The organism is candidate division WOR-3 bacterium, from assembly GCA_039801725.1.
In the GTDB taxonomy this organism is placed as follows: Bacteria; Hydrothermota; Tepidihabitantia; order Tepidihabitantales; family DTDR01; genus DTDR01.
Map to the genome: position 1 here is coordinate 1 of JBDRVE010000019.1, position 12162 is coordinate 12162.

At 31.6% G+C, this 12162-nt stretch carries 12 protein-coding genes; 10 read left to right on the forward strand and 2 right to left on the reverse strand.

The features are described from left to right. Window positions 1-1228 precede the first annotated feature (1228 nt). The 10 genes from pstC to ABIK75_05060 are packed head-to-tail and all read left to right on the forward strand — an operon-like array spanning window position 1229 to window position 8085. A complete protein-coding gene (gene pstC / locus ABIK75_05015) occupies window positions 1229-2110 on the forward strand; it encodes a phosphate ABC transporter permease subunit PstC (protein MEO0090447.1) in 882 nt (293 codons plus the stop codon). Then, the gene (gene pstA / locus ABIK75_05020; protein ID MEO0090448.1) at window positions 2107-2946 is read left to right on the forward strand and encodes a phosphate ABC transporter permease PstA; all 840 of its coding nucleotides are present in this window, start codon (window positions 2107-2109) and stop codon (window positions 2944-2946) included. The genes pstC and pstA overlap by 4 nt, the downstream gene beginning before the upstream one ends. Window positions 2947-2956: 10 nt before the next feature. Continuing rightward, window positions 2957-3703 carry a phosphate ABC transporter ATP-binding protein PstB gene (pstB, locus tag ABIK75_05025; protein ID MEO0090449.1) on the forward strand — a complete coding sequence of 249 codons (747 nt, stop codon included), beginning with the start codon at window positions 2957-2959 and terminating at the stop codon, window positions 3701-3703. Between the two features lie 36 nt (window positions 3704-3739). Then, a complete protein-coding gene (gene phoU / locus ABIK75_05030) occupies window positions 3740-4393 on the forward strand; it encodes a phosphate signaling complex protein PhoU (protein ID MEO0090450.1) in 654 nt (217 codons plus the stop codon). Window positions 4394-4425: 32 nt separating this feature from the next. After that, window positions 4426-4725, forward strand: a complete 300-nt coding sequence (rpsF, locus tag ABIK75_05035) for a 30S ribosomal protein S6 (protein ID MEO0090451.1) — start codon at window positions 4426-4428, stop codon at window positions 4723-4725. After that, window positions 4712-5137, forward strand: coding sequence for a single-stranded DNA-binding protein (locus ABIK75_05040; GenBank protein MEO0090452.1), 426 nt, complete (start codon window positions 4712-4714; stop codon window positions 5135-5137). The genes rpsF and ABIK75_05040 overlap by 14 nt, the downstream gene beginning before the upstream one ends. A gap of 2 nt (window positions 5138-5139) precedes the next feature. Continuing rightward, entirely contained in the window at window positions 5140-5355 is a 216-nt protein-coding gene (locus ABIK75_05045) for a hypothetical protein (GenBank protein MEO0090453.1), read from the forward strand. Then, window positions 5352-5879: a bifunctional pyr operon transcriptional regulator/uracil phosphoribosyltransferase PyrR gene (gene pyrR / locus ABIK75_05050; GenBank protein MEO0090454.1), complete on the forward strand. Its 528-nt coding sequence runs from the start codon at window positions 5352-5354 to the stop codon at window positions 5877-5879. The genes ABIK75_05045 and pyrR overlap by 4 nt, the downstream gene beginning before the upstream one ends. Continuing rightward, window positions 5876-6796, forward strand: a complete 921-nt coding sequence (locus ABIK75_05055) for an aspartate carbamoyltransferase catalytic subunit (protein ID MEO0090455.1) — start codon at window positions 5876-5878, stop codon at window positions 6794-6796. Before pyrR ends, ABIK75_05055 begins: the two co-directional genes overlap by 4 nt. Then, window positions 6793-8085 carry a dihydroorotase gene (locus ABIK75_05060; protein ID MEO0090456.1) on the forward strand — a complete coding sequence of 431 codons (1293 nt, stop codon included), beginning with the start codon at window positions 6793-6795 and terminating at the stop codon, window positions 8083-8085. The genes ABIK75_05055 and ABIK75_05060 overlap by 4 nt, the downstream gene beginning before the upstream one ends. 5 nt (window positions 8086-8090) lie before the next feature. Here ABIK75_05060 and ABIK75_05065 read toward each other — a convergent pair whose 3' ends face one another. Together ABIK75_05065 and ABIK75_05070 are read right to left on the reverse strand one after the other, a co-directional pair. Then, a complete protein-coding gene (locus ABIK75_05065; protein MEO0090457.1) occupies window positions 8091-10484 on the reverse strand; it encodes an ATP-binding protein in 2394 nt (797 codons plus the stop codon). Window positions 10485-10607: 123 nt separating this feature from the next. Then, entirely contained in the window at window positions 10608-12143 is a 1536-nt protein-coding gene (locus tag ABIK75_05070) for a mucoidy inhibitor MuiA family protein (GenBank protein MEO0090458.1), read from the reverse strand. Between the last annotated feature and the right edge of the window lie 19 nt (window positions 12144-12162).

Consider the following 12162-nt stretch of genomic DNA (forward strand, 5'->3'; position numbering starts at 1 on the left):
AAATACTCACTCTTTAAAATTAAATACCTCATAAAACCAAAATCACTTTTTAAAAAATTATCTTATTTATTTTTAGAAACTAATATTGAAAGTTTATTAAATTCTTACTTTTAATCATTTATCTTATCAATAAGAAAGACAAAATACTATAATATCTCCTATACAGCCCCCTTCTTCTAAAAGCGTAAAATCCTCCTGTTCTAAAAATCTAATGTTTTGAAAATATATAAAAGGAATATTTATTTAGCCACTAAATAAATAGGATAACAAACGTTAAGCACCTCCATTTTAAACTTTTTTCTAATAATAACATAAATCTAATATCTTTTATTTTATCTATCTCCCCATATATATAATACGAAAAAACACCCATAAAGGTTACCACTTTTTTTATTATTGACTTTTAATTATTTTTAATTATTATAATAACAAGAGATTTTTACTCTTTGAAAATTGGGAGCGATTTAAAAAGGGAAAGTCTCGTAGGTCAAATTACTGAATTAGGGAAAAGAAGATTTTGTATAATCTCAAAAGGCTTAAAAAATAGGGGGGATAATACAAAATTGCTAAACCATTTAAAAATAATGACTTATATTAAAATTTAGTAATTTATATTAATAAATAAATTGGGTGTATCAGTAAGAAAATGGGAGAAGATACGAAAAGGCAGTTTAAGTCAAGAAAAATCAAAGGGATAAAAAGCCCAGAGTCAGAATTCCTTCCCTGATTAAAAAGGGATTTTAAGTTATTTTTTAGAGAAGTTAGTAGCCAATTAAGTTTTTTACTTTATAAATATAATTTGACAAGTAAGGAATTTGCGCCTTCGGTAATGCCCTAAGAAAAATCTTTTGTGCTTTTCCTCAACCGGATTGTAAAAAATATCTGCTATAACTTTTAACATACCTTGGTAAAACTTTCTTTTCTTTCTCTGATTAGTTTTTATATAATTCCAGTTTTTTCTTTGATTTCTTTAAGAAGTCTTCTTCCTAATTTGGCTTATAGTTTTCCCTTGCTTATATGCTTCTTTTTTATTCATTATTTTTGTATAGAAATATAGGTGTCCTTTTTTAATTCTCTTATTCTTTTTAACTCTTTTTGGAAGCCTATTAAATTAAGAAAATTTGGTAACCTGTCTTAACACCTTTACTTTATTTCCTTGATTTTAAAATATTTTTAATTATAATCTTTTGTTTGAAATTACCAATGATAAAATTAAAATTTAAAATTAATGAGAGAATCTCATAGTTTCATAAACTTTGTTCTCTTCCTTTCAGCATTGATAACTTCTTTGTTAATTATTTTTATACTATTCTTTTTGTTATCTTCGGGTTTACAACTATTTAAATTTATTTCTTTAAAGGAGTTTTTTTTTAATCCCGTCTGGAATCCTACAGGCTATTTCAAAAGTGATTATGGTTTATTACCAAATTTATGGGGAAGTTTTATAGTTACTTTCTTAGCATTAATCATTGCTGTTCCCTTCGGTATTCTCTCAGCAATTTTCTTAAGTGAAGAATTAAAAAAGATTTCCTGGTTATATAATCTTGTAAAAGGGATAATTGAACTTTTTGCTGCCTTTCCTTCGGTAATTATCGGTCTTTTTGGTTTAGTCTATTTAGCGCCTTTAATTCAAAGAATTTTTTCTCTACCAAGTGGTTTATGTGTCTTAAATGGTGGAATCATTCTTGCTTTAATGTGTTTACCCACGATTATTTCTATCTGTGAAGCAAGTATTTCACAAGTCCCTTTAATCTATAAAGAAGCTAGTTATGCCTTAGGTGTTTCCCGTTTTCACACTACTTTAAAAGTTGTTTTACCCGCAGCGAAATCGGGGATCATCGCAGGAATTTTATTAGGCTTTGGTCGGGCAATTGGTGAAACAATGGCAATGTTAATGGTATTGGGAAACTCACCAATAATTGCCAAATCTCTCTTTCAACCAACAAGAACTTTAACAACTACGATTGCTATTGAAATGGGCGAAACTGCCAAAAATACCCCCCATTTCTTTGCTTTGTTTATGTTAGGGGTAGTTCTGTTTGTGATATCTTTTGTTGTTAATTTAATTGGTAATTATTTTGCCCAAAAAAGAATAAAAGTAGTAATATGAAGTTAAGAGGTTCCTTTTATTTTTATATATTAGGTATCCCTTTATTTATCTTTCTTTTTTTTATTATTTTTATTACTATTTATTTAGTTGCTAATGGTTATCCAGTATTAAATTTTCGTTTCCTGGTCTCCTATCCTGAAGAACAAATGACTAAAGGTGGTATTTTCCCAGTAATCTTTGGTTCTTTTTATCTTACTATTCTTGCCTTTATTTTTGCGATTATCCCTTCTATCCTTTCGGGAATTTATTTTGCCTATTATGCCAAAGATAATTTCTTAACTTTTACTCTGCGAACTTTAGTAAAAAGTTTAAGCGGTTTGCCTTCAATTGTCTTTGGTCTTTTTGGCTTAGCTCTTTTTGTCCGAACTTTAAATATTGGACTCTCCTTACTTGCTTCTTCATTAACTTTATCAATTCTTTCTATTCCCTATTTAATTACTACTACTGAAGAAGGTCTTTTAAGCGTTCCTCATACCTTTTACGAAGCAGCAATTGCTTTGGGTATACCTAAATGGACAGCCATTAGAAAAATAATTTTGCCTGAAGCAAAACCCCTCTTACTTTCTGGAATTTTTCTTGCCTTTGCCCGATTAATTGGAGAAGTAGCTCCCATCCTTTTTACTGGTGTTGCCTTTTATCTAAAAAGAATCTCTCTTTCTCCTTTAGATAGATTTATGGCTCTTCCTTATCATATTTATATCCTTGCCACCCAACACGAAAAGATTTTAAAAGTAAGACCGATTGCTTTTGCCTCTTCTTTGGTTTTACTTTTCTTTGCTCTCTTTTTTGGAATTATTGCTTATATTTTAAGAATGAAAATAAAAAGATATTATTAATATTAATAAGATGAAAACAAAAATTAAATTTGAGAACTTTTCTCTTTGGTTTGGTGAAAAACAAATCTTAAAAAATATTAATTTAGAAATTCCCGAAAAAAATGTTACCGCCATTATGGGACCTTCGGGTTGTGGGAAAACAACTCTTCTTCGTTGTATTAACCGATTGAACGATTTAATCCCAAATGTGAAAATCTGTGGAAAGGTTTTCATCGATGAAGAAAATATTTATAGTGAAAATGTTAATCTTTTGGCTTTACGGAAAAAAGTGGGAATGGTATTCCAAAAACCAAATCCCTTTCCCAAGTCGATTTACGAAAATATTGCCTTTGGTTTAAAAATTCATAAATTCAAAAATATTAAAGAGAGGGTGATTAAAGCCTTAATTGATGCCAATCTCTACGATGAAGTAAAGGATAATCTCCATCACAGCGCTTTAAACCTTTCTGGTGGCCAACAACAAAGATTATGCCTTGCCCGAGCAATTGCAATTGAACCGGAAATTATTCTATTGGATGAACCCGCCAGCGCCTTAGATCCAATCGCTACCGCTAAATTAGAAGAACTTATCCAGAAATTAAAAAAAGATTACACGATTGTGATTGTCACTCATAATATGCAACAGGCAGCCAGAGTTTCTGATTATTGTGCCTTTATGTATCTTGGAGAACTGGTGGAATTCGGCAAAACCGAAGATATCTTTGTCCGACCCAAAGATAAAAGAACCGAAGATTTTCTTTTGGGAAAATATGGTTAATATTGACAATTTTCTAAAAATCGCCTATAATCTTGTATGTTTGAAGAACGGTTAACTCTTTTGAAAGAAAAGATCATTGAATATGCTAATCATATTGAAAAGATGTTGGAGAAGGCAATAAAAGGATTGCTGGATAAGGAAAAAGGGATTTTACATTTAGTCATCGAAGAAGACGAAAAAAAAGCGAATGACTTTGAAATTGAGATTGACGAACTTTGTGTTGATCTGATTGCCCTTTATCAACCAAAAGCAAAGGATTTGCGAACAATCCTTATGATTTTAAAGATGAATAACGATTTGGAAAGAATTGGCGACCACATTGTAAATATTGCCCAAAGTGCGGAATTTCTTATTGAAAGAGAACCGGTAAAACCGTTAATCGATATTCCTCGGATGGCTAACGAAGCAAGTAAGATGTTAAAGGATGCGGTAAAAGCCTTTGTTGAAGAAGATTCTCTTCTTGCCAAAAGGGTCTGTGAAAGAGATTCTTTGATTGATAATTTGCGTGACCAAATTTTTCGAGAACTATTCACTTATATGCTCTCTGACCCAAGAACCATTGAAAGAGCCTTCCATTTAATCAGAATAGCCCAGAACTTAGAAAGAATTGCCGACCTTTCTACCAATATTGGTGAAGATGTTATTTATATCGTGGAGGCTAAAATTATTAAACACCATAAGGATATTTGACTTTTAGTTTTTTTCTTTTATAATTTTTAACTATGAAGAACCATAATAAATACGAATGTGTAATAATATTAAGTGAAAAGATGAATGAAGAAGAGATAAATAAAATTGATAACGATTTAAAAAATATCTTTAAAAATTGTGGTGCCGATAATATTGTGTTAGATAAAAAAGAAAAAAAGAAATTTGCCTATCCGATTAAAAAATTAGAATATGGTTATTATCTTTTTTATAAATTTGAATCACCGCCTGACACTGTGGACAAGATTAAAGAAAGCATCAAACATAATGAAAATATTTTAAGAAGTTATTTTATTAATTATGGCCGAGATTAGATTAGGAAGAATTAATTATGTAATTTTAATGGGCAGGGCAACCGTCGATCCAACCTTACGTTACAATCCGAAAGGGATCCCTTTTTTAAATTTTCAGATTGCTGTTAATCGGATTTATAAAGATAAAGAGAGCAATGAATGGAAAGAAGTGGCCAATTTTTTCACCGTTGTTACTAGTGGACCGCAAGCCGAAAGATTACAAGAGAGACTTAAAAAAGGAAGTGCGGTAATTGTTGAAGGTGAACTAAGAAGTCGGAGTTATGAAAAAGAGAATGGTGAAAAAAGGAATATTGTAGAAATCTTTGCCCGCCGAGTACAAATTCTTGATAAATTTGCTCCGGAAGAAGTGAGTGAAGAAACTCCGGAGGATATTATTTTACCTGATGATAATCTTGATGACCTACCTTTTTAAAAATGGCAAAGGATAAGAAAAAAGAGGCTAAAAAAATTAAAGAATCTCCTCTTATCCATTTTAAAAGAAATAATTATTTATTATTAATTTTAGGAATCATAACAATTATTTTGGGCTATGTTGTTTTAAGCACCGGTGATATTACTATTGCGCCCATTTTGCTTGTCTTAGGTTATTGTGTTCTTATTCCCCTTGCCCTCCTGTTAAAATTTAAATGAAACTGAAAGGCACAAAGGAAATCAACAAAAAGATAAAAAACCTTGCCAAGAAAATCTATAGAAAACATAAAAAAAATTTAGGTGATTTATGCCTTATTGGTATAAAACGTCGGGGAATAAGCATCGCTCAAAGACTTCAGCAAGAATTAAAGAAACTTACCAACCAAGAAATTCCTTTGGGTGCTTTGGATATCAGTTTTTATCGGGATGATTTACAAATGATTTCTTTGTCACCTATTGTCCGAGGAAGTGAAATAAATTTTTCTCTTCAAGATAAGATTGTCATTTTAGTTGATGATGTAATTTATACTGGCAGAACAGTACGGGCGGCTTTAAGTGAAATTCTGGATTACGGTCGACCAAAAAAGGTTGAATTACTTGTGCTCGTAGATAGGAATCACCGAGAATTACCTATCCAACCGGATTACGTGGGCTTCAAATTTAAGGTAAAGAAAGAAGATTTAATCGATGTCTTTTTAAAGGAAGAGGATAAAAAAGAAGGAATTTATCTTCAAAGAAGGTGAAACATTTATTATCGATTAATGATTTAAGTGAAAAAGATATCTATAAAATCTTTGATTATGCTTCTCAATTTGAAGAAGTTTTAAAAAGACCAATTCCTGTTGTCCCTTCCTTAAGAGGGAAAACAATTTTAACCCTTTTTTATGAACCATCAACAAGAACCCAAACTTCTTTTACTTTAGCCGGCAAAAGGTTATCCTGCGATGTTATCAATTTTTCCTTTTCTACTTCTTCTATTCTTAAAGGAGAGAGTTTATTAGACACCGTGAAGAATATTTTGAAAATGAAAGTTGATGGCATTATCGTTCGCCATTCGGTTGCCGGTGTTCCCCATTTTCTTGCCCATCATTTAGAAAAAGAAAATATATTTGTTATTAACGCTGGTGACGGAATAAATGAGCATCCGACTCAGGCGTTGTTAGATGCTTATACTATTTATAAAAAATTTAAAGATTTTAATAATTTAAAGATTTTGATAATTGGCGATATCAAACATTCCCGTGTCGCCCATTCGGATATTCTGATTTTTAAAAAATTGGGTTGTAAAGTTTTTGTCTCTTGCCCTTATTCTTTTTTACCAGTTGAGTTTGAAAAAATGGACGTTGTTTATCTTCCTGATTTTCGAGAGAAACTAAGTGATTTCGATTGTGTTATCGCTTTAAGAGTCCAAAAAGAACGGCATAATTTCAGTTATTTATCTTCTATCAGAGAGTACCATCTTCTATACGGAATTAAAAAGGAAGATCTAAATAAAATGAAAAAGAATGCCCTTTTAATGCATCCGGGACCGGTTAATTGGGAAGTAGAACTTTCTTATGAGGTGTTAAAGGATGAACGATGTGTAATTTTAGATCAGGTCTTTAATGGTGTGGCAATCAGAATGGCAATTATCTTTTTATTATTTCAAGAAAAATTATGAAAATTGAAAATTTACCAGAATATCTTTTATTAAAAAACGGTATCTTAATTGATTTGGATAAGAAAGAGAAGCGAGAAGTTGACATATTAATAAAAGAAGGCAAAATTGAAAAAATTAGTAAAGGGATCGAGAAGAAGGATAAATTTATAATTTTGGATATTAAAGATTGCTATATCTTTCCTGGCTTAATTGATCTTCATACCCATTTACGGACACCAGGTAGAGAAGATGAAGAAACAATAGAAACCGGAACAAAAGCAGCAATTGCTGGCGGTTTTACAAAAATATGTTGCCTGCCTAATACTGAACCACCGTTAGATAATGAGTCTTTAATCACCTATTTGATAGCCGAAAATAAAAAATATAATTATTGCGATTTATACCCTATCGCCTGTGCTACTAAAAGAAGAGAAGGTAAAGAAATTTGTGATTATTATCTCTTAAAAAAAGCAGGTGCGGTAGCGATTTCCGACGACGGTGCAGCCATCTCCTCTTCCCAAGTTTTAAGATTAGTTTTAGAATATTCTAAAACTTTTGACCTACCCTATTTTAGCCATTGTGAAGATAAAGAATTGGCTCAAGGGGTTATCAATGAGAGTTTCATATCTTATCAACTGGGATTAAGAGGAATACCTGATATCTCAGAAACTATCTTTGCCTTCCGAGATGTTCTTATTGCCAATTATGTAAAAAGCAAAATCCATCTTTGCCACATTTCTTCTAAAAAAACAATCCAAATTTTGAGATTTTTAAAAGAGAATAATTACCAATTCACTTGTGAAACGGCTCCCCATTATTTTACTTTAACTGAAAAGGATATAAAAAATTACGACACTAATTACAAAGTAAATCCACCCTTAAAAAAAGAAGAAGATAAAGAAGAGATAAAAAAGGCACTGCGTGAAGGACTGATTGACGCTATTGCCTCTGACCACGCTCCCCATCTTTTAGCGGAAAAAGAACAGGATTTTGAAAATGCCCCTTTCGGAATTATTGGTTTAGAAACTTGTTTTCTTTTATCTTACGAAGAATTGGTGTTAAAAGGAAATCTCACAATATTTGAATTATTAGAAAAATTTATTACTAATCCCGCAAAAATTTTAGGAATAGAAATAAATAAAATTAAAGAGAATAATGAAGCTGAAATAGTGATCTTTTCACCAAAAGAAAAATATATTTATAGTGAAGATAAGGTAGTTTCTAAAAGTAAAAATACTCCTTTCTTAAATAAAGAATTTAGCGGGAGAATTAAAGCCGTAATTAATAAAAATAAGATATTTTATTTTTAACTTTATTACTCTTTTTCTTCTTTGACAGCGGTAAATTTCTTATAATTTTCAGCAAGTTCTCTTAACCTTTCTTTCACTCTTTTATGAACTTCCTCGGCTTTCATTCCGGTTAAAATCTCTATTCCTTCATCTACGGTTTTTATTGCGTAAATATGAAAGAGCCCTTTCTTTACCGCTTCACAAACCTCTTCTTTAAGCATTAAATCATCAATATTACTATAAGGAATAATAACCCCTTGGGTTCCAGTAAATCCCCTTCTTTTACAAACCTCAAAAAACCCTTCAATCTTTTCATTCACACCACCAATTGCCTGAATTTCACCTTTCTGATTAACTGAACCAGTAACTGCGATATCTTGTCTTAAAGGAATATTACCAATTGAAGAAAGTAAAGCAAAAAGTTCAGCCGAAGATGCTGAATCACCTTCAACACCGCCATAACTCTGTTCAAAACAGATCGAAGCGCTCATAATAATTGGAAATTCCTGAGCATATTTATCCCGCAGATAACCTTGTAAAATTAAAACTCCTTTATCATGAATCTTTCCGGATAATTGGGCTTCTCTCTCAATATTAATAACTCCCTTGGTCCCTACCGATGTTTTCGCAGTAATCCTTGTTGGTCTTCCGAACATATATTCCCCCGTATCATAAACCGAAAGACCATTTATCTGACCAACCACTTTACCTTCGGTATCAATTAACAATATTCCCTCATCAATCATCTCTTGAATTTTCTCTTCTATTAATTTTGCTCGATAATCTCTCATCTCAATTGCCTTGCTAACATGTTTATCTAATACCAGTTCTGAATTATCTTTTTCTGCCCAATAACTGGCTTCTTTTAGAATATCGGTAATAATACCAAATCGTGTTGAAAGTTTATTCTTCCGGCCGCCCAATCTTATTCCGTATTCCACCAATTTTGCAATTGCTCCCGCTGAGAAATGTCTCAAATTTTCTTTTTCAACAATTGTCCTAACAACATTAGCATACTCTCTTATCGTTTCTTCTTTCAAATCCATTGTCCAATCAAAATCGGCTCTTACCTTAAATATCTTCTTAAAATCTTCGTCATAGGTGGCTAGTAAGGTATAAAGAAAAGCATCACCAATCATAATCACTTTCACATTAATGTCTATAGGCTCAGGTTTTAATGCGGTTACTCCAAAAAGAGAATAGGGGTCATAAGCAGTAATATCTACTTTTCTTGTTCTTAAACATCTCTTCAAAGCATACCAGGTGCCTTCCAAAAGAACATCCAAAGCATTCAAAACCAAAAATCCACCGTCCGCCTTTACCAAAGAACCGGCTTTGATTTTAGTAAAATCAGTCCGCCACTGACCCCGCGCATCCCAAACTTTTTCAATGGTGCCGAAAAGATTTTTAAAAGTAGGAGTATTTTCAAAAATAATTGGCGCTCCCACCTCTTCGGCATTATCCACCAAAAGATTTACCCGAAATTCTAAATAAGGGTCGCCAGGTAAAATCTCTCTCATAAACGGAAAAGGAACTTCTTCCTCTTTTTTCTCTTTCTTAAAAATACTGAGATCCTCCAATATCGCTTCTTCCACTTCTTTTAAATATTCATTCACTTTTTCATTCTTTAATTTTTCTTTTATCTCATTTAATCGCTCTTCCAGAATCGGTTTTACTGTTTCCTTATCTAAGGAACTTAATCTTTCTCTGGTCTCTTTTTCTAAATTTCTAATTTCTTTAAATAAATTATTTAACTCATCATTCAAATTTTGAGCCTTCTCTTTAATCTTTTCATATTCTTCTCGCGAGACCCTTCCTTCTTCCACCGCAAAAAGCAAATCAGAAATTTTTACCGGATTTCCTTCCATCATATAAACAATCTCTGGCTTTACCATTGGTGCTGCTTGCTGCAAAGCAAATCCTTCTTTTGCTACTTTCTTTTCAAATTCCAAAACCATCCGATTACTTTTCTCTTTAAAATCATCAATAATAATCTGCCTTTTCTTCTGATAACTATCGCTCTCCAAAACCAGCGGAATATTCCTTTTAAGATATTCAATCAGATCATCCATACTATTTTTAAATACCCGACCCATACCTGCTGGCAAAGTAATTAATTTTGGTTGATCGGGATTTTTAAAATTATTTACATAACATTTATCGGGTGGTGTTTCCATTGATTTCTCTAATCTTTCTAAGAGATATTTTACGGTCGTTGTTCGACCAGTACCTACTGGTCCAGTAACAAAAATATTATAACCACTTGCTTTTATTTCTAAACCAAGTTTCAAAGCCTCAACTGCCCGTTCTTGCCCAATAATATCCTGACAACAGGCCAGATCTTTGGTAGAAGAGAAGCCTAACTTTTTATCATTAATAACAAGTCTTAATTTTTCATAAGGAACCTTATATTTTTCCATAGAAAATTATATAAAATTTATCTAATAAAGTCAATTAAATTATTAACATTATCTTTCCTAAACCCCTATAAAATAGTTATCCTAGACTATTAGGAGAACGGTTTTTGGTAAAATTGGAGATTATTAATAAAAAATAATCTTCTTATCCACAGGGTATTCTACAACATAAAGAAGATTAATAGTAAATTTTTCGTTGGGCTTCAAATTTTTATAATAAATAAAAGTTCCTAAATTTTCATCAATCCTATCGGGTTTGGGTTCAATTTTTATTAACCTTACTTTTATTTCCTCGGTTTGCGAAATCGGTATCTGTTCAACTATCTTCAACTTTCTTTCCCTACCGGAATAGTTTTCAATTTTTGTTTCATAATTAAATTCCTGTTGCTCCCTTTTATTAAAAATTCCTTCCCTTTTTGTAAAAAATTTTATTAATTTTCTTTCTACTTTTATCCTTTCGTCAATACCCAAATTTACGATCAAAGTCTCTCCTGGTGAAAAAGTTCTTATTTTGGTTTTTCCGGTATAATTGTTTTTAACATAAGTTGCCGCCTCGCCATTTAAAAAAACCATTTCTGAGTTATTAAAAATTTTCGCTTGAAGGTAAGCGTTCTTATCTTTTCGGGGATAGATAAAATACTCAAATTCTGCGGGTAGATTTAATCCCTTTAAAAAAAATTTTTTTTCTTCACCACTTTTCAAACTTATCCTCTGCGGTAATAGATACTCTAACGAAATTCCCGCCTCTAAAATCACCAATTCTTTCTCTGCCAAAACTGGTACCATCTCTTCAGGTTCCATCTTTTCTTTTTCATACATTGCTTTAGGAGAAGGCGGAGTCTCCCAATTAACATAGTAAGGAGTAATTTCGGGCACCGTACCGGAGGAAAAAATTTTTCCGGTATTTAAAATCACCTTGCTTGCCTCCCAATCTTCACCGGTCTTCTGACTGATTTTTACATAAAAATTAAATGTTACAAAATTCTCATCCGCCTTTATTTCATAATAGGGGGTAAAAAAACAGGCATTAGGAATATTATAACTAATTTCAATTTCATACTCTCCTGGTTTTGTCGGGGAAACCTCAAAACTAACTTCTTTCTTATTTTCAACAATTGCTCGGATATCTTGTAATTCCTGTTTTAGAGCCGATAATTCTTTTTTAGCCTCATTAATTGAGTCTTCAATTATTGAACTTCTTTTCTTTAAATTAATCAATCTCTCCGATAAAAAACTTAATGCCCTTTCCCAACTTTCCGGAGAAATTTTTCCCATTAAAAGTTCTTTTGAAATAATTTCCGGTGAAGCCAATTTTATTGATAATAAAAATTCTTCTTGTGATTTTATTACCAATTTTTCATTCTCCCAATTTTTAATTCTATCTTCCAGTTCTTTAATCTTTTTTTCTAACTCCTTAACCTTTGGTGGCGGTTCTTCTAAATAAGTTTTTTTAATGGAAACTTCACCAATTTTTAAATTATCACTTTTAATTCTAATTGAATTGTCCTCCAAAAGTCCGGAAAGACCTTTAAAGGTAAGCATTTCTCTTTTTTCTAAAAAGATTCGGGCCTTTCGAAAAATGACTGCGTGGTTGGAATAAATAATTATTAAATCTACTTGGGAATTTAAAGTTAAGGAAATTAAAAAAAAGAGAACCATCATAATATAATTATTATAAAAA